Raw genomic sequence first — 17732 nt, 5'->3', positions numbered from 1 at the left:
CTCGCGCGACAGGACGCCTCCCCGACGCTGGACTCGGAGTCAGCCGACGTCGCGGCGGCGCCATCCCGCGAGCCCTGCTCCGAGTGCAACCGCGGCGATCGCCAACAGCCACAACAACGGCGTTACGGTGAAAGTCTGTCCAGGAACCTTCGGCGGATGTTGGAAAGGGGAAATATCGAGCACTACTTGTGGCAGATTCACGACCGGTCCCAGCAGACTGATCAGCAATGCGACGCCGCCGACAGCCCAGGCAGCAGCGGAGAACTTCGGCAGTAGGCCGAAGAGTGAAACCGTCAGTGCGACGACAACCCAGGTGGCCGGTATCTGTGCGAGAACGGCGAGCAGCATGTCTTCGACGGATCCGCCGATATTCCCGCTGCGCAGGCCGTTCGCCAGGCCGAGCATCAGACCGGCGATCAGAAGAAGCAGTGCGGTACCCAAGAACGCGAAGACCAGATGGCTTACGGCCCAGCGCAGTCTGCTGACTCCTGTGGCGAGCAGGGGTTCCACGCGAATCGCGGTCTCCTCGCTTCGCATCCTGAGGGCGGCTTGCACCCCGTACAGCGACACGATCATCCCGAGGAGGCCTGCCATGGCAGCGAGAAACGCGTTCACGAGAGCCGAGGAACCACCTAGCCGCTCGAAGATCGCGCGAGTCTGTTCGGTTTGGCCGACCAGGGCACCGATTCCGTTGGCAATCGAACCGAAGACGGCGCCGCCTGCAGCCATGCCGATCGCCCAGCCGAGCAAAGGGCCTCGATGCAGTCGCCACGCGAGTGCGATGGGCGTGCGGAGAGAGGTCGCGGCTGTCGCCGGGCCGGGGCGTGGCGGCAGTATCCCGACGCCTAGGTCGCGCCGTGGCAACAGCAGATATCCCGCAGCACCGGCTAACAGGGCGGTCGCGGTGGGTAGCGTCAGCGCCCACCAGCGCTCCTCTGCGAACGGGCGAACCTGCTGTGCCCACCCGATTGGTGAAAGCCAGGACAACCATCGGGCGTCGGTGGTCGAGTCGCCGGCGCCTCGCAGAAGAAACGCGATACCCACCACGGCCGTGCCTAGGCCATTAGCCGTCCGTGAGTACTCCGCCAGCTGCACGGCGATCGAGGCGACGGCGGTGAAGAGCAAGCCGGTCAACGCGGTCCCGGCACCGAATGCGATCGAGCCGCCTGCCGGGAGTTTCGCGCCTGCCATGCTGATGGTCTGGATGAGGCCGACCAAGATGCTCGCGCCACCCGAAACGAGAACGGCGGCAGTGAGTGCCGCGAACCGGCCGACGACAGCTGACGCGAGAAGCTCCGCGCGCCCGCTGTCCTCCTCGGCGCGAGTGTGCCGGGTGACCGTGAAGACGGCCATGAGCCCGATGAGTACGGACAGAAACCCCACCATGCGCCAAGCGATGAACCCTCCGGCGGTGGACAGGTCGAAGGCCGGTCCGTACAGGAGAGCGAACGAGGGGTTGGTGCTGGCACTCGCCGATAGAGCGGCTCGCGATGCCGCTGTCGGATAGAACTGGTCGTATGCACTGACCGTGCTGGCGGGCACGATGCTGAGCAGGACGATCCAGATGGGCAGGATGACGCGGTCCCGTCGTAGCGCGAAGCGTGTCAGCTGCCAAGTGCCGGCCAGTGCGTTGGCAGGCGTGGCAGCCGTGTGTGCGGGACGGTCCAGTGCCGCGGTCATTTCGCGCTCGTTTCCGCGGTGTAGTGGCGTAGGAACAGCTCCTCGAGCGTGGGAGGCTGGCTGACGAGACTGCGGACTCCGACCTGGGCGAGATGTCGCAGCGCTTCGTCGAGTGAGCGAGTCTCCACATCGAAGCGGACCCTGGTGCCTTCGACCTTGAGGTCGTGGATGTCCTCCAGAGCCGCCAGCCTGTTCGGAGGTCCGGCGAGTTCCGCGGTGATGGAGGTGCGGGTCAGATGCCGGAGGTCGGCGAGCGTGCCGGACTCGACGGTGCGGCCGTTGCGAATGATGCTCACCTTGTCGCAGAGTGCCTCGACCTCGGCGAGGATGTGGCTGGAGAGCAGGACCGTACGTCCTTGCTCGCGCTCTTCCTGGATCGCGTACTGGAAGGTGGCTTCCATGAGCGGGTCGAGGCCGTACGTCGGCTCGTCGAGAATCAGCAGGTCGACTCGTGACGCGAGGGCGGCCACGATCGCGACCTTCTGCCTGTTGCCCTTGGAGTAGGTGCGCCCCTTCTTCTTCGGGTCGAGGTCAAAGCGTTCGATGAGCTCATCGCGACGCCTCTGGTCGAGACCGCCACGGAGGCGGCCCAGCAGGTCAATGACCTCGCCGCCGGAGAGATTGGGCCAGAGGTTCACGTCTCCCGGTACGTACGCGAGCCGACGGTGCAGGTCAGCGGCGTCTTTCCACGGATCCCCTCCGAGTAGTCGGACATCACCGGAATCCGCGTGAAGCAAGCCGAGCAGGACCCGGATGGTGGTCGACTTCCCCGCGCCGTTCGGGCCGAGGAAGCCGTGCACCTCGCCGATGGGTACCTGCAGATCGAGGCCGTCCAAGGCCTTCGTCCGGCCGAATGACTTGTGCAGGCCGGAGACCGATATGGCGTTTCCCATGGTCAGGAAGCTACACTTTGTTCATGAACTTGTGAAGTTAAGAAAACATCTAGATCGGGTGAGTAGTGGGGGACGGGTAGGAGAGGATGGGCTGATGACGACGCCTGACACCAAGCGAGACGAGGACGCCGTCCGCCGCTACGTCGAGAAGATGGGCCTGACACTCGCCCAGATCGGCATGCAGCGTATGCCCGCCCGGGTCTTCGCCGCCCTGATGACGACCGACGAAGGCAGGCTGACCGCGGCTGAGCTCGCTGAACGGTTGTCGGTGAGCCCGGCCGCGATTTCGGGCGCGGTTCGCTATCTCGAGCAGGTCGGCCTGATCGGGAAGGAGCGGGAGCCGGGTGAACGTCGCGATCACTACCGCCTTTTCGACGACCTTTGGTACGCCACCTTCCTCAAGCGGGACCGGTTGATCTTGATGTGGCGGGACGCCGCCGAAGAAGGCATCGAGGCGCTGGGCGCGGACACCCCGGCCGGTGAGCGCCTGGTCGAGATGCGTGACTTCCTCTCGTTCATCACCAGGGAGCTCACCGAGATGTTCGAACGTTGGCACCGCGAGCGAGGTGTGGGACCGAGTTGACAGGTGTGGATGCTCGGGGGTGATAGGCAGAAAGAAGCACGGCCGGCTGGCGCGGCAGTCGTCAGGATTCGACATCGGATCGCGTCCTTCTTTCGTCTCCTTTACCTGGTCATGCTCGCTCCGGTGCTGGCCGCGCAGGCTGTCCGGGTTCGGCGTTCCACGCCGCGGTTGCCTGGAGCGGCGGGGCCGACCTGTGGGGTCGTGCCAGGTGAAAGCGCGGTCCTCCGACTTGCCGTTGTCGGGGAGTCGACGGTTGCCGGAGTAGGCGCGAGCGGTCATGAGGAAGCGCTCACCGGCCGGCTTGCCTGGGTGCTCGCTTCCAGTGGACGGGCGGTGGCGTGGCAAGCGGTCGGCAGGACGGGCGCGAACGCTCGCGTTGTCCGTGAAGAACTGGTGCCGTTGGTGCGGCCTGCCGACGTGGCCGTTGTCGTACTCGGGGTCAACGACACGATCGAGCTGCACTCGGCTGCTCGCTACCGGCGCGACCTGCTGAGCGTGATCGTCGTGTTGCGCCGGAGAATCGGGCGCATCCCCGTGGTGCTCGCCGGTGTGCCGCCGATGGAGAGCTTTCCCTCGTTGCCGGTGCCGTTGCGGAGTGTGCTGGCCAGGCGTGCCGAAGTGCTGGGTGCCGCTGCCGCCGAACTGGCCGTCCTGCCCGCGGTCGAGTACGTGCCGATGTCGTCGGACCTCCTCGGCCCTGACCTGTTCGCCGCCGATGGCTTTCATCCTGGCCCGGCTGGCTACCGTCGATGGGCAGAGCAGCTTGGCGAGGTAACAGTACGTGCTTTTCTGGTGACGGATTGGGCAAGACGAGGCTGATGGTGTCACCCATCTGACGCAGATCTGAGGATTTCTTCAAAAAAGTCTCCGCTGCGTGTATCTGACGGCCCCTTCGCTGCGTCCTAATGGGCGTGAGGGAAGGAGGGGTCCGATGCCCACCGACAAGAACTCCGAAGAGAACCCGGTCCCGGTGACCGTGCCGCCCGTCTCGACCGAACCTAAGACGAGCGGGGGCGGGGGCGGAGCGCAGACCAACGGCAGCTACGACCCGCACACGCCGCCGAAGAACTGAGGAACGACTGAACTGAACAAGACCGGCGTCGTCCGGTAGCCGAGGGGGCTGCCGGGCACGCCTGGTCGGGTGTGCCTTCGGGGGAGGGGACGCCCGGCGGGATCCGCGGGGGAGTGGATCCGAGGACGAAGTGCCGGTCGGCGCGGGGTCACACCACCGCGCCGGCCGGTGCCTCGCAGCAATCGGCATTGGGCCAAAAGACGGATAAGTAAGCAATCGATGTATCCCAGAGCCACCAGCACACTCCTTCCCCCAGAAGGACACGACATACGGCCAGCGCCGACCCGAAGACACTTCCGAAGTGGGGCAGCTACGGTGACGGACGTGCGAACAGCAGAAGTAGACCCGCCATGGGAAGGTTTGACCGGCGCTGAGCTGCACGCGGCGTGTATGCACGCGGCGCGCGCCGGGGACCGCCAGGCGATGAACAAGCTGGTCGAAGAGCTGACTCCGCTGGTCTGGCACGTCGCCCGGGCGAACGGGCTGGATCGTGTCGTGGCCGAGGACGTGGTCCAGACGGTGTGGCTCGCGCTGTTCAGCCAGCTGGACAAGCTGCGGGACCCGAGGGCGCTGGCGGCCTGGCTGATCACCACGACCCGGCGCGAGGCGACCCATCCCTACGGTCGCCGCACCCAGCCCGTGCCGCTCAGCGACGAGCTGGCCGAATCCATGCCCAGTAGCCAGCCCGCTCCCGAGGACGAAGCTGTTCGAGCCGACCGCGATCGGCGGGTCTGGCGCGCCTTCGTCCGGTTGCCGCATCGTTGCCAGGAGCTGCTCCGGCTCACGGTGCTGGCAGGCCGGGCCGAGTACCAGCTGGTCGCGGAGGCCATGCGAATGCCACGCGGCAGTGTTGGACCGACCAGGGGACGTTGCCTCGACTCGATGCGCGATCTGCTCGCCAGTGAAGGGGGAAGCCGATGAACGACATCGGTGCGGCGGAGGGGAAGGCCTTTCCGGATGACGAGATGTTGCTCGCCGACATCGACCGTTTCCTGGATGAACTGGACCCGCCGCCGGACGATCTGGTGCAGCGGGTCCAGTTCGCGCTCGCGCTGGAAGACCTCGATGTCGAGGTCGCCCGCTGGGAGCGGATGGATGCCCATGCCGGTGTGCGCGGCAGCGGCACCGGGACGATCACGTTCACCGTCAGCGATCTGACCGTGATGATCAACCTCACCAAGATCGGCAAGCGGCACCGGATCGACGGATGGCTGGTTCCTGCCGGGCAGTACGCGGTCGAGGTGAGAGTCGCCGAACACGGCACCTCGTCCACGACCGCGGACGAGGGCGGCCGTTTCGTCCTGGAGGACGTGCCTCAGGGCACGACGCAGATTCTGGTGCATTTGGGCGACGTGTCGTGCCGCCGAACGGTCGTAACGCCGACGGTTGTGCTTTAGAACCCGGACAGGCGTTACGCGTTCGCCGGGGGTGTGCTCATATTGGGCGTGTGCCTGTGTCGCCCCTTTCTGCTGAACAGACTGCGGTAGCGGCGGCTGCCGATCTTCACCGTCGGGCGATGGCCGTCGCATCGGATCTCCGTCCTCGCCCGGCGGCGCGGTTGCTGCGCCAGGCGTTGACCTGGCTGGCGCGGGCGCGGACGGACGGGCCTGCGCGCTGGGAGCTCGAGGCGCGCATCCTCATCAGCCTGGCCTCCGCGGACGCGGAGGTGATCTCGGCAGAGGCCGGCCTGGTTCATCTCGAGGCCGCGGAAAAGGTGCGGCTGCGCCTGCCGGAGGGGGAGCCTCGGAAGGTTCTGAGGCTGACGGTGAGGCTGCAGCGTGCGTTGGTGCTCGCGCGAGCCGGCCGCTGGGAAGAGTCCCTCGCCCTTTTCGAAACGATCTTTCCGGCGCTGGAAGTCGAGGTCGACGACAACGGGTTTCTGCTGACCCGAAATCTCAACAATCGGGCAATGGTTCACCTGCAGCTGAACAACCCCGAGGCCGCTTACGCGGACCTCCGGCGCGCGCTGGGGCTGGCGATCGAGAACGGTCATACGCTGCTCGAGGCCAAGGTGAGGCACAACCTTGGTGATTGCGCTCAGCTGATCGGTGACGTGCCACAGGCCCTCCACCACTACGAGGAGGCGGCGCGGATCTTTGCCGTCGTCGGCTCTGGACCGCTGCCCGGGGTCCGGCTGGATCAGGCGCGGGCGTTGCTGAGCGCCGGGCTGAGCGAAGAGGCCTCTCGCCATCTCGACGAGGCGCTCCCGCAACTTCGCAGTGCGGGCTCGATCCAGCAGGTGGCCGAGGCCGAGGTCGCGCGGGCGGCGGCGGCGATCCTGGAACACGACTATCCGCTCGCGCGGAAGTTCGCGTCGGCGGCTCGCCGCCGGTTTCTGCGCCGCGGGAACGCGCGGTGGGCCGAGATCGCCGCGCTGACCCGGCTGCGCGCGGAGGCGTCGGAGATCCTGGCGGAGGAGCGGGCGAAACCGGGACCGCGGCTGCCCGGTGAGTTCGCCAAGCTCGCCGAGCGGCTGAACGAGCTGGGTATGCGTGACGAGGCCGCCGTGGCGAGGATGTTCGCCGTCCGGCTCTCCTTGCGTCGCGACCAGGTCGACATCGCCGCGCGGCTGCTCGCCCAGGTCCCGAAACCGCGGCAGACCACGCCGATCGACCACCGGATGCTGCTGCGGTTGTGCCGTGCCGAACTCGCTGTGGCGACCGAACGGCCCCGCTCGGCGCTGGCGCAGGCTCGTGCCGGACTGCGTGAACTGGGTGCGATCCGGGATCGGATGGGCGGACTGGACCTGGTGTGCGGCACCGCTGTGCACGGCGAGGAGCTGGGCAAGCTCGCCCTGCAGCTGGTCCTGCGGCGGGCGCGTCGCAACGCCCAGGGGGCCAAGCGGATGTTCGCCTGGCTGGAGCGCACACGGGCCCAGGTCTACCGGTACGAGCCGTTGCCGGTGATCGAGGATCCGGTGCTGGCCAAGCACATCACCGAGATGCGGCATGTGCAGCGCACGATCCAGCGCACCCGGCTGGAGGGGGAGCCGGTCAAGGCGCTTGAACAGCGATACGCGACATTGCAGCAGGAAGCCAGCAGGCTCGGCTGGTACACGAGCCAGTGGGGGAAGCCTCGTCCGGTGTGTACCCCGGACGAAGTGGTCGAGCAGCTGGGCGAACGAGTGCTGGTGAGCCTCGTCGGCTACAACGGCCAGCTGTATTCGCTCGTCGTCGACCGGGGCGCCTTTCGCCTGCTGAAGCTCGGGCCGCTCGCCGAGATCGTCGAGACGGCGAAGCAACTGCACGCCGACCTGGACGCGCTGGCGCCTGATCACCTGCCTGTGCCGCTGGCGGAGACGGTCGCGGCGTCCGCGCGGCGCCGCGCGGACAAACTGGACGGGTTGATCTCCGCGTCGCTCGCGAAGACGCTGGGTGATCGCGAGCTGGTGATCGTCCCGATCGGACAGTTGTACGCACTGCCCTGGGGTGCCCTGCCGTCGCTGCGCGGGCATCCGGTCACGATCGCACCGTCGGCCACCGCCTGGGTGACCGCGAGCAGCCGGTCGGCCAGGGGGCCGGTGCTCCTGGCCGGTGGCCCGGGCGTGCCCGGCGCGGTCGGCGAGGTGCGCAAGCTCCGGGACGTCTATCCGGCCGCGAGGCTGGTCGACGGGGCGAACGCGACCAGCGGGACCGTGCTAGCCGCGCTTGAGGGAACGGGGATGGCGCATCTGGTGGCGCACGGGGCGCACGAACCGGCGAACGCGCTGTTCTCCCGGCTCGAACTCGTGGACGGTCCCCTCTTCGCCCACGAAACGACCCGGCTGACGCGGCCGCCGGAGCGCGTCGTGCTGGCTTCGTGCGAGCTCGCGATGAGCCACATCCGCCCCGGGGAAGAGGCGTTGGGGTTCGCGGGGACCCTGCTGGCCAGCGGCAGCAGCACGGTGATCGGCGCGGTCGCGCGGGTGGGTGACCGCGCGGCGGCGGACGCGATGGCCGACCTGCACCGGCGGCTGGCGTCCGGGACGTCGCCCGCGCTCGCGCTCGCGGAAGCCACGGCGGTGGACCCGCTGCGCCGGCCCTTCCTGTGCCTCGGCGCGGGCTGAGCGGGGATTCAGCCGAGGAAGTCGACCAGCGGGACGGGAGTGAGACCGTCCTTTTTGGCTTGATCGAGGAAGGCGTTGTAGTCCTCTTTGAACGTCTTGCGGAAGTGCATCAGCACGATGTCGCCGGGCTTGAGCTTGGTGCCTCCCTGGAACTGGACGTGTCCGTCGTTGACCGCGGCCGACCACAGCACCGCGACCCGCATGCCGCAGGCCGCCGCGGCGCGCAGGGTGTTGTCGTCGTAGTTCCCGAACGGCGGCCGGAACAGCGACGGCCGCGTACCGAGGCCCTTCTGGAGGTCGTCGGCGTTGTCGCAGATCTCCTTCCGCTGGAACTCGAGCGGCTTGCCCCGCAGGTTGGGGTGGTTGACCGTGTGGTCGCCCAGAGTCGCGCCCGACGAGTCGAGGATGCCCTTGAAGTACGCCTCGTGCCCCTTGACGTACTTCTGGTTCAGGAACAGCACCGGATGAGTGCCTGAGCCCTGGATGAGCCGCTGCGCCTCCGGGTCCTTCACCGCGCCGTCGTCCATGGTGATGAACACGTAGGGCTTGTCGGTGGTGATCCGGCGAACCACGGGGACGAGGCCGTTCGCCACGGGCGGGGCCTTCTGCTGGACGGTGCCGAACGGGTAGGGCGCGGTGAACGCGGGCGCGGGCGCGGCGGCGGGAGCTTGGTTGTGTTCGCTCGGTTCCGGCGCGGGGGCGGGCGGCGGTGGGGTGGAACAAGCGCTCAGGGCCAGCACGACGGCCAATGCGGCCGTGACTCGCCAGCGGGCCCCCATGCGCGCCGCAAAACTCACCGTCTGTCCCCATTCTTTCGGCTTGTCACCGGATCAGCGATCCGTACCCCGAAAGAAGGACGCCCATGAGGGTGAAAACGTTGCAGTTGGTTAGTGAGTGTGGCGGGTCACACCCAGGTCAGCGCCGGTTTTCGGCCGCCTTGACCAGTTGGGCGGACAGGAACCGGATCGTGCCGCGCACCGCGGTCAGCAACGCCGGGCCCGTGCCGGGGAGCGGCTCGGCGAACGAGCCCGTCCACCGCAGGTTCGTGCCGCCGTCATCGGTCGGTGTGAAGAAGACTTCGGCGCGGTAGTCCTTGACCGGAGCCGCGCCCGCGAACGTGTAGACGTGCCGGCGGTCCAGTTCGTACTCGAGCGTCTCCTCCCGGACCAGTACCGGCCACAGACCGAGCTCCCGGATCGCGCCGACCCCGCCCGGTTCGGGCTCGCCGTGGCGAGCCCAGCGCGACTGCGGGACCAGGGGCCGGGCCCATTCCGACCACCGGGAGCCGTCGGTTTCCAGCCCGAACAGGGTGGACGGTGGAGCGGTGCTCGTCCGGTTGATCTCGAAGGAGAACCTCCGAGCTGCCATGGTGACCTCCCGCGATGGGTTTCGCGGACATCACAACACGTGATCCAGCCGGTGCCTAGTAGGTCAAGATGAGGGCGTGAGCACACCGCGCCGGGACTTCGCCGCACCGCACTGGCTGGTTCAGCTGCTGCGCAGCACGAGCGTTCCGGTGCCGTGGAACATGGTCGTCCGCGCCGCGATCGCGCTGGCCGTGCCGATCGGCGTTGGCTACGCGCTGGGGGACATCGCCGTCGGCGCCTATCTCTCCTCCGGTGCGCTGCCCGCCGTGCTGTCCGAATCGGCCGGTCCGTACCGGTATCGCGCGCGACGTCTCGGCGGCGCGACGCTGGCGGCGATCGCGGGACATCTGGTCGGGCTGCTGACCGGCGCGAACCCCGCGCTGGCGATTCCCGCGGTGGTGCTGGTCGCGGCGGTCTCGGCGCTGATCAGCGCCGCCGGGAGCAACGCCTCCGTCGCCGGGCTGATGATGTTCGTGTTCTGCGTGCTCGGCACCGGCCAGCAGGCGACCGGGGCGCAGATCGGCCTCGATCTCACCTACTTCTGCGCGGGCGCGGTGTGGAGCATGCTCGTCGCGCTGGCCAGTTGGACGTTCCGCGCGACCAGCGCGGAACGCGACGCCGTCGCCCAGGTCTACGTCGAGCTGGCCGCGATGCTGTCGGCCGCCGACGAAGCGACGTCGAGGGTCGCCCGGCACCAGCTGACCACCGCGATGAGCACCGCGTACGACCGCCTGCTCACGGCGCGCTCCTGGCTGTCCGGCCGCGACGCCACCTACCGGAAGCTGTTCAATCTGCTCTCCGCGAGCACCCCCGCGGTCGAGGCCTCGGTCGCGATGGTCAACGCCGGACAGCGCGCACCGCGGGAGGTCATCGACTACTTCACGGCCTCGGCGGCTTCGGTGCTGGCTGTGCGGCCGTTGCCCGCGCCACCGGTGCCTCCGGACGATGAGGACGCCGAGGACACGGACGTGGTGCTCGCGGCCCTGTACGCCGGGCTGGTGCGCATCGGCAAGGGGGACGACCGGACGCGGCGCCGGCCCGCGCCGTGGCACCGGCGCGTGCGGGAGTGGGTGGGTTCGCTGGCGGCGGGCCCGCTGACCTGGATCGCGGCGTTGCGGCTGACCTTGTGCGTCGCGATCGCCGAGGTCGTCGCGCTGCTCATCCCGTTCGAACGGTCGTACTGGATTCCGCTGACCGTGGGGATCGTGCTCAAGCCCGACTTCGGATCCGTTTTCGGACGTGCCGTGCTGCGTGGCATCGGCACGGTCGCCGGCGTCGGCATCGGGGCCGTCGTGCTGGCGCTGGGGGCGCACGGCTGGACGCTGGTGGTGCTGATCGCGGCGTTCGCCGGCGGGGTCGCGGTGGGCAAGGTCCGCAACTACGGGATCCAGAGCGCCTTCGTCACCCCGCTGATCATCGTGCAGATGGACCTGGCGAACAAAGGTGACTGGTCGGTGGCCTTCACACGGCTGCTGGACACCGTGCTCGGCTGCGTCATCGTGCTCGTCTTCGGCTACCTGCTCTGGCCGGGCAGCCGGCGTCCTCAGGTCGGTGGACGGCTCGCGGCGGCGCTCGACACCGTGGCCGCCTACGTCGGGCCCGCGTTGACGCTCACCCCTTCGGGTGAAGCACGGCTGGCTCGTTCGCGGGCCCGGCGCAGCGCGTACCGGGCCATGGCCGACGTGCGCACGGCGTTCCAGCAGGTCATCGTCGAACCGTCCGCCAACGGCAGGCAGGCACTGGCGTGGTGGCCGGTGATCGCCGCGATCGAGCGGGTCGCCGACGCGGTCACCGAGGTCGGGGTGACCATCGGGCACGGCGCGCCGGAGCCTGATCAGCGCGATGTCGAGCTGCTCACCGCCGCGCTCGCGGAACTCGCCGCGGCGGTGCGGGAGCAACGTGAACCGGAGTCGGTTCCGCTGCCGGACGGCAGTCAGTTGTCCGGCGTCGTGGACCAGCTCGGCTCCGCGTTCGACGCGGTGCGCGGCCCGGATCTCGTCGAACGGACCCCGGCCCGGCTGGTGCGCAGGTTCCTGCCCTATCACAGGCGGACCTGAACGAAGTGTTGTTGTATGGAGGGGCCTGGAAATCCCCGGACCGTCTTGGACGGATCGGAAGGGAGCCTTCGATGGTCAACTTCGACGAACTGAAGAACAAGGCGCAGGACGCGCTGAAGGAACACGGCGACAAGATCGAGCAGGGCCTGGACAAGGCGGGTGACTTCGCGAAGTCCAAGTTCTCCGGACAGTCCGACAAGATCGAGGGCGGTGTCGAGAAGGCCAAGGACTTCCTCGGCAAGTTCGGCGGGGACAAGCCGGGCGAAGAGCCGCCCAGGGAGCAGCAGCCACCCGCCGGTCAGTAGGTCAGCGGTCGCGTCGGGCCCGGGTAGCGGCCCGACCGGGTGTGCTCGTCAGCTCACTTCGCCGACGGCGGTGTCGGCGTCGATGCCGGTGACGCGCCCGCCGCGTTCGCCGAGTGCCACCAGGCCCTCACGGGCGTCGGGCGCGGTGAGGCTGACCCGGACACCGGCGCGTTCGACGTCGCGGCAGGCCGCAAGCGTTTGCGTCCCCTCGTAACCGGCGTTGATCGTCGCGGCGAGCCCGCCGGTCGACGCCAGGGAGCCGCGGGCGGCGCCGAGCCGCCCGAGCGCCTCGTCCACGATCGGGAGCAGCGCTTCGCGGTTGCCCTCGGTCATCGCCTTGACCAGCGCCGGGTTCGATCCGGCGACGCGGGTGCCGTCGGTGTACGAACCCGCCGCCAGCGACATCGCCAGCGGGCCGCCCTGGGCGCCGATGGTGGCCAGGATCGCGGCGAACAGATGCGGCAGGTGCGAGACCCTGGCGACCGCCTCGTCGTGCGACTCGGCGTGCAGCGGCACCACGTGCGCGCCGAGGTCCAGCACCAGCCGCGCCACCTCGGCCCAGGCCGTCAGGTCGGTGTCCTCCTCGACCCCGACCACCCACGCCGCGTCGTCGAACAGTGTCGCGTCACCGGCCAGCCACCCGGACTCCGCGGTGCCCGCCATCGGGTGCCCGCCGACGTACCGGGCGTAGGGCGTGCGACGGCGCACGGCGTCGAGCACGGGCGCCTTCACGCTCACCACGTCGGTGAGCAGGCAGTGCGCGGCGTGCTGGGCGACCTGGCGGAGCGTGTCCTCGACCGCGGTCAGCGGGACGGCGAGCACGACCAGCGCGTCCTGTTCGGCCGCGCGGTGCAGCGCGGCCTCGACGTCGGTCGTCACGTCGTAGCCCGCCCTGCTCGCGGCATCGGCGTCCACTTCGGACAGCGTGGCGCCCCACGCGGTACGTCCGGTCCTGGCCGCCGCGCGCAGCAGCGACCCGCCGATCAGCCCGAGCCCGATCACGCATACGTCTCGCACGCGTCCAATCCTGCCAGTGCGCGCAACACACGTGACAGCACATGAACGCAACGTCACGACGGTGGGATATGGCTAGAGCGCGGCGGCGAGCCGGGTGCCCTGGTCGATCGCCCGTTTCGCGTCCAGTTCGGCCGCGACGTCGGCGCCGCCGATCAGGTGCACCGGCAGCCCGGCCGCGCGCAGGTCGTCGGCCAGATCCCGCACCGGCTCCTGGCCCGCACACACCACGACGGTGTCGACCTCCAGGGTGCGTGGCTGCCCGGCAACGGTGATGTGCAGGCCAGCGTCGTCGATCCGCTCGTAGGTGACGCCGGAGAGCTGTTCGACCCCTTTCGCACGCAACGCCGCCCGGTGCACCCAGCCCGACGTCTTGCCGAGACCGGCTCCGATCGCGGACTGCTTCCGCTGCAGCAGGTAGACCTGGCGCGGTGCGGGTTCCGGTCGCGGCTCGGTCAGGCCGCCCGCGGCCCGCTCCGGATCCGTGACGCCCCATTCGGCCATCCAGGCGTCGCGGTCGAGCGCGGGGGAATCGGCGTGGGTGAGGAACTCGCTGACGTCCACCCCGATCCCGCCGGCCCCGATCACCGCGACCCGGTCGCCGACCGGCCTGCCGTGCTTGACGACGTCCACATAGGACAACACTTTCGGGTGATCCATGCCGGGGAGTGCCGGGACGCGGGGCGCGACCCCGGTGGCCAGGACGACCTCGTCGAATCCGCCGTCCCGCAGATCCGCCGCGGTGGCCCGGGTGCCGAGGCGCACCTTCACCCCGGTGACCTCCAGCCGGCGGGTGTAGTACCGGATGGTCTCGGCGAACTCCTCCTTGCCCGGGATCTTCCGCGCGATCGCGAACTGGCCGCCGAGAGCGTCGTCCGCCTCGAACAGTTCGACGGCGTGCCCCCGCTCGCCGAGCGCGGTCGCGGCGGCGAGCCCGGCCGGGCCGGCGCCGACCACCGCGACGTGTTTGGCCTTGCGGGTGGGCAGCAGCTTCAACGTCGTTTCGTGCCCGGCCCTCGGATTGACCATGCAGGAGACGAGCTTGCGTTTGAAGGCGTGGTCGAGGCACGCCTGGTTGCACGCGACGCAGGTGTTGATCTCGTCCTCGCGACCGCTCTCGGCCTTGCGGATCCACTCGGGGTCGGCGAGGAACGGCCGCGCCATCGACACCAGGTCGGCGTCGCCGCTCTCCAGCGCTGCCTCGGCGACCTGGGGCATGTTGATCCGGTTCGAGGTCACGACCGGGATGCCGACGTGCGGCTTCAGTTTGCCGCTGACCCAGGTGAACGCGGCGCGGGGCACCGAGGTCACGATCGTCGGCACCCTGGCCTCGTGCCAGCCGATGCCGGTGTTGATGATCGTCGCGCCCGCGGCCTCGACCTCCCGCGCGAGCGCGACGACGTCTTCCCAGCGCTGTCCGCCCTGGACCAGGTCGAGCATCGAGAGCCGGTAGATGATGACGAAGTCCGGCCCGACCTTCTCCCGGGTGCGCCGCACGATTTCGACCGCGAACCGGCGGCGGTTCTCGGCGCTGCCGCCCCACTTGTCGGTGCGCTTGTTGGTCCGTTCGGCGAGGAACTGGTTGATCAGGTAGCCCTCCGAGCCCATGATCTCGACACCGTCGTACCCGGCTTCGCGGGCGAGGGCGGCGCAGTCGGCGAAAGCGCGGATCTGCCGGAGCACGCCGTAACCGGTCAGGGCGCGTGGGCGGAACGGGTTGATCGGTGCCTTGATGCTCGACGCGGACACGCTCAGCGGGTTGTAGGAGTACCGGCCGGCGTGCAGGATCTGCAGCGCGATCTTGCCGCCCGCCTCGTGCACCGGCGCGGTCAGCCGCCGGTGGGCCCTGGCCTCGGCCGGGGTGGACAGCTTCGAGGCGAACGGCAACAGCCAGCCGGTGCGGTTGGGGGCGAAGCCGCCGGTCACGATCAGGCCGACGCCGCCGCGGGCCCGCTCGGCGTAGTACTCGGCGAGCTGCGGGAAATGCGCGGCCCGGTCTTCGAGACCGGTGTGCATCGACCCCATGATCACCCGGTTCCGCAGGGTGGTGAAGCCGAGGTCGAGCGGGGCGAGCAGGTTCGGATACTGGCTCATGGGGTGCCCTTCGTGTGGTGGTCGGCGTCGCGGCGCAGGGCTTGGCGGACCTCGGTGAACCACTCGACCTGGCCTTCTTCGACGCGGATCCCGCCGCGGAGCACGAGGTACTGGTGCAGGGACCTGCCGTGCAGCGCCGCGGGGTCGGGGAAGTCGCGTTTTTCGATCTGGCGGTAGACGTCGAGCCGCTCGGCGTGACTGTCGCGGTGACGGGTCAGCTCGGCCGCGACGGCGGCGGGGTCGCCGAAGGAGGCGCCCCGGATCTTGACCGCGAGTTCCTGGGTGGTGGCCGCCGGATCGGGCTCGGCCAGCCAGCGGACCAGTTCGGCGTGTCCGGCGGTGCTGACCGTGTACATCTTCTTGTCCGGCCGGCCGGACTGCTCGACCAGGTCGACGGCGACCCAGCCGGCCTCCTCCATGCGTTTGAGCACGCGGTAGATCTGCTGGTGGGTGGCGTTCCAGAACAACCCGATCGAGCGCTCGAAGCGGCGCGCGAGCTCGTAGCCCGAACCCGAACGCTCGGACAGGGAGACCAGGATCGCGTGCTCCAGCGCCATCGTCCCAGCATGATATGCAACTAGGTGCAGTGCAACGGGACGCACATCACGCCGTCCGCCCCGTCTGGTCGGGCGAGGGAAGACAAAACGGGTCGACGGAACGCGGCGGCGGGCCAGGATGGAGGGATGCATCCGGTACTGGGGCTGATCGGCGAGCGCAGGGCGGCGGGGAGCAGGCCGGGGAAACGGACGGACTCGCGGCGGCTCGCGCTCGCGATCGAGGGCGGCAGCAGCCGGGGCACCTACTCGAGCGGGATGGTGCTCGCGCTCGACGAACTGGGCGTGCTGCCCGCGTTCGACGCGGTTTACGGTTCTTCGGCCGGGGCGCTCAACGGCGCGTGGCTGCTCTGCGGCCGGTCCGCCACCGGCGTGCGGACCTGGTGGAACCCCGAGATGATGCGCCGGATCATCAATCCGCTGCACACACTGCGCGGGCGCGCGGTGATCGACCTCGAGTACCTGGTGCATCAGGTCTACTCGGTGCTGGAGCCGATGGACTTCCCGGCGATACTGGCCAACCCGGTGACCTTCCACCCGCTCGCCACCGACGCGGACACCGGCTTGTCCACCGACCTGCACCCGTTCCTCACCGACGTCGACGCGGTGAAGATCGCGTTGGCCGCTTCGTCGGCGATGCCGGTGCTGGCCGGTCCGCCCGTCGCGCTGGGTGGCCGCAGGTTCGTCGACGCCGGAGTGGCGGAGCCGCTGCCCTTCCGCACCGCGCTCGCGCAGGGAGCGACGGACGTACTCGTCCTGCGTACCCGGCGGGCCGACGAGCCACCGCTACCGCCGCCGCGGGTGCACGACGTCGTCGTGCCGCGGTTCCTGCGGCGGTACGCGCCGGGCGCGATCGACGCGTGGCGTGACCAGTACCGCCGGGACCTGGAAGACGAGCGGACGCTGGCCACCGACGAGCGGCTGCTCAGCGTCCGGCCACCCGCCGGCGCTCCGGACGTGGTGGCGCTGGAACGTGATCCGGCGGTGCTGCGGCGCGCCGTCGAACTGGGAAAGGAGGCGGTGTGCGTAGTGCTGGAGAGCCTGCGCGAGGCGTCGTGAACGTCAGGTGCGGCGCGTGGCCGCACGACGACGCGGTGTCAGAGCGCGGGTTTGCGCGCGATGCCGCCGATCACCCGGGACTCCGACGGCGCACCCGCGAACAACGTCCTCTTGTCGGGGTGGAACGCCGGGGCGTAGACGAGGCCGGGATCGAGCATCGGCCAGCCACCGAAGAACCGCTCGAACTCCGACATCGTGCGCAGGAAACCGGGGTTGGTCGTCGTCTCGTAGTACTCCAGCAGGTCGATCAGCGCCTGGCGTTCGTCCTCGTTCGCCGGGTTCTCGTTGGTCATCTGCGAGAGCACCAGGAGCGAGCCGGGGGCCAGCTGGTCGCGGTAGAACGCGAGCAGGCTGTCCGGGTCCTGTTCGTCCTTGACGAAGTGCATGACGGCGTTGATCACCAGCGCGACCGGCCTGCTCAGGTCGATGAGGTCGGACGCGTAGACCCGCTCCCACAGGTCTTCCGGCTGGAAGAAGTCCGCGGCGATCGCGTGGTGGCGGTCCGGGTCGGCGGTGTCGGCCAGCAGCAGCGTCGAGTGCGCGAGCGCGATCGGCTCGTTGTCGATGTAGAGCACCCGCGTGTCGAGTTCGGGCCGCACCTCGTCGGCCACCTCGTGCACGTTGCCCGCCGTCGGCAGCCCGGAGCCGATGTCGACGAACTGCTGGATACCCGCTTCGGCGCAGGCACGGACCGCGCGGCCGAGGAACTGACGGCTGGTGAGGCAGTAGTCGCCGATCAGCGGGACGCGCTCCCGCACCTTCTCGGCGAACACCCGGTCGATCGCGTAGTGCGTCTTCCCGCCGATGAAGTAGTCGTACACCCGGGCCGCCGATGGCCGGTCCAGGCTGCCTGCGACGGCACGGAGCGCGTCGTCGTGATCGATCATGGAAGAACCTCTCGCTGCCGCGTTGTCACCCATGTTAGCGACCACTCAAACGGCGAGTCGGACCATCACGCGCTAGGCCGTTCGTGTGATGCAGGACACGATAACGCAACGAAAAGGGCCGT

At 69.2% G+C, this 17732-nt stretch carries 17 protein-coding genes; 9 read left to right on the top strand and 8 right to left on the bottom strand.

Going from position 1 to position 17732, the window contains the following annotated elements; genetic code table 11:
* Positions 1 to 39: 39 nt before the first annotated feature.
* Both ABD987_RS24855 and ABD987_RS24850 read right to left on the bottom strand, forming a co-directional pair.
* A complete protein-coding gene (locus ABD987_RS24855) occupies positions 40 to 1680 on the bottom strand; it encodes an ABC transporter permease (RefSeq protein ID WP_345398257.1) in 1641 nt (546 codons plus the stop codon).
* Positions 1677 to 2573 carry an ABC transporter ATP-binding protein gene (locus tag ABD987_RS24850; protein WP_345398254.1) on the bottom strand — a complete coding sequence of 299 codons (897 nt, stop codon included), beginning with the start codon at positions 2571 to 2573 and terminating at the stop codon, positions 1677 to 1679. Before ABD987_RS24850 ends, ABD987_RS24855 begins: the two co-directional genes overlap by 4 nt.
* Before the next feature lie 94 nt (positions 2574 to 2667).
* On the opposite strand from ABD987_RS24850, the gene ABD987_RS24845 reads away from it, so the two are divergent.
* The 6 genes from ABD987_RS24845 to ABD987_RS24820 all read left to right on the top strand — a co-directional run bounded on the left by ABD987_RS24845 (position 2668) and on the right by ABD987_RS24820 (position 8273).
* A complete protein-coding gene (locus ABD987_RS24845; RefSeq protein WP_345398251.1) occupies positions 2668 to 3156 on the top strand; it encodes a GbsR/MarR family transcriptional regulator in 489 nt (162 codons plus the stop codon).
* 111 nt (positions 3157 to 3267) lie between these two features.
* Positions 3268 to 3975 carry an SGNH/GDSL hydrolase family protein gene (locus tag ABD987_RS24840; protein ID WP_345398826.1) on the top strand — a complete coding sequence of 236 codons (708 nt, stop codon included), beginning with the start codon at positions 3268 to 3270 and terminating at the stop codon, positions 3973 to 3975.
* A 112-nt stretch (positions 3976 to 4087) separates the two neighbouring features.
* Positions 4088 to 4228 (top strand): hypothetical protein, encoded by a 141-nt coding sequence (locus ABD987_RS24835; protein ID WP_345398248.1) that lies wholly within the window; start codon positions 4088 to 4090, stop codon positions 4226 to 4228.
* Between the two features lie 315 nt (positions 4229 to 4543).
* Complete coding sequence (locus tag ABD987_RS24830) at positions 4544 to 5149, top strand: RNA polymerase sigma factor (RefSeq protein WP_345398245.1); 606 nt, start codon at positions 4544 to 4546, stop codon at positions 5147 to 5149.
* Entirely contained in the window at positions 5146 to 5625 is a 480-nt protein-coding gene (locus tag ABD987_RS24825) for a carboxypeptidase regulatory-like domain-containing protein (RefSeq protein WP_345398242.1), read from the top strand. The genes ABD987_RS24830 and ABD987_RS24825 overlap by 4 nt, the downstream gene beginning before the upstream one ends.
* Positions 5626 to 5744: 119 nt before the next feature.
* Positions 5745 to 8273 (top strand): CHAT domain-containing protein, encoded by a 2529-nt coding sequence (locus ABD987_RS24820; protein ID WP_345398239.1) that lies wholly within the window; start codon positions 5745 to 5747, stop codon positions 8271 to 8273.
* Positions 8274 to 8281: 8 nt separating this feature from the next.
* Here the strand turns inward: ABD987_RS24820 and ABD987_RS24815 are convergent, their stop codons facing one another.
* Both ABD987_RS24815 and ABD987_RS24810 read right to left on the bottom strand, forming a co-directional pair.
* Positions 8282 to 9052 carry a polysaccharide deacetylase family protein gene (locus ABD987_RS24815; protein ID WP_345398823.1) on the bottom strand — a complete coding sequence of 257 codons (771 nt, stop codon included), beginning with the start codon at positions 9050 to 9052 and terminating at the stop codon, positions 8282 to 8284.
* Positions 9053 to 9188: 136 nt separating this feature from the next.
* Positions 9189 to 9641, bottom strand: coding sequence for an SRPBCC family protein (locus ABD987_RS24810; RefSeq protein ID WP_345398236.1), 453 nt, complete (start codon positions 9639 to 9641; stop codon positions 9189 to 9191).
* Between the two features lie 76 nt (positions 9642 to 9717).
* On the opposite strand from ABD987_RS24810, the gene ABD987_RS24805 reads away from it, so the two are divergent.
* Positions 9718 to 11697, top strand: a complete 1980-nt coding sequence (locus ABD987_RS24805) for an FUSC family protein (RefSeq protein ID WP_345398233.1) — start codon at positions 9718 to 9720, stop codon at positions 11695 to 11697.
* 71 nt (positions 11698 to 11768) lie between these two features.
* Positions 11769 to 12002, top strand: coding sequence for an antitoxin (locus ABD987_RS24800; protein WP_345398230.1), 234 nt, complete (start codon positions 11769 to 11771; stop codon positions 12000 to 12002).
* Between the two features lie 48 nt (positions 12003 to 12050).
* On the opposite strand, the gene ABD987_RS24795 is transcribed toward ABD987_RS24800, so the two are convergent.
* The 3 genes from ABD987_RS24795 to ABD987_RS24785 form a co-directional block, all read right to left on the bottom strand.
* A complete protein-coding gene (locus ABD987_RS24795; RefSeq protein WP_345398227.1) occupies positions 12051 to 13019 on the bottom strand; it encodes a prephenate dehydrogenase in 969 nt (322 codons plus the stop codon).
* 72 nt (positions 13020 to 13091) lie between these two features.
* Positions 13092 to 15110, bottom strand: coding sequence for an oxidoreductase (locus ABD987_RS24790; protein ID WP_345398224.1), 2019 nt, complete (start codon positions 15108 to 15110; stop codon positions 13092 to 13094).
* Positions 15107 to 15667: a PadR family transcriptional regulator gene (locus ABD987_RS24785; protein ID WP_345398221.1), complete on the bottom strand. Its 561-nt coding sequence runs from the start codon at positions 15665 to 15667 to the stop codon at positions 15107 to 15109. The genes ABD987_RS24790 and ABD987_RS24785 overlap by 4 nt, the downstream gene beginning before the upstream one ends.
* A 126-nt stretch (positions 15668 to 15793) precedes the next feature.
* Between ABD987_RS24785 and ABD987_RS24780 the strand changes: the two genes are divergently transcribed.
* Positions 15794 to 16723: a patatin-like phospholipase family protein gene (locus tag ABD987_RS24780; protein ID WP_345398218.1), complete on the top strand. Its 930-nt coding sequence runs from the start codon at positions 15794 to 15796 to the stop codon at positions 16721 to 16723.
* A 38-nt stretch (positions 16724 to 16761) separates the two neighbouring features.
* Here ABD987_RS24780 and ABD987_RS24775 read toward each other — a convergent pair whose 3' ends face one another.
* On the bottom strand, positions 16762 to 17610 hold the full coding sequence (locus tag ABD987_RS24775) for an SAM-dependent methyltransferase (RefSeq protein ID WP_345398215.1): 849 nt from the start codon (positions 17608 to 17610) through the stop codon (positions 16762 to 16764).
* Positions 17611 to 17732 lie beyond the last annotated feature (122 nt).

It is taken from the genome of Amycolatopsis samaneae (genome assembly GCF_039541975.1).
Classification (GTDB): domain Bacteria; phylum Actinomycetota; class Actinomycetes; order Mycobacteriales; family Pseudonocardiaceae; genus Amycolatopsis; species Amycolatopsis samaneae.
The sequence above is the reverse complement of the archived record's forward strand: the minus strand, read 5'-3'. Positions and strand labels throughout refer to the sequence as shown.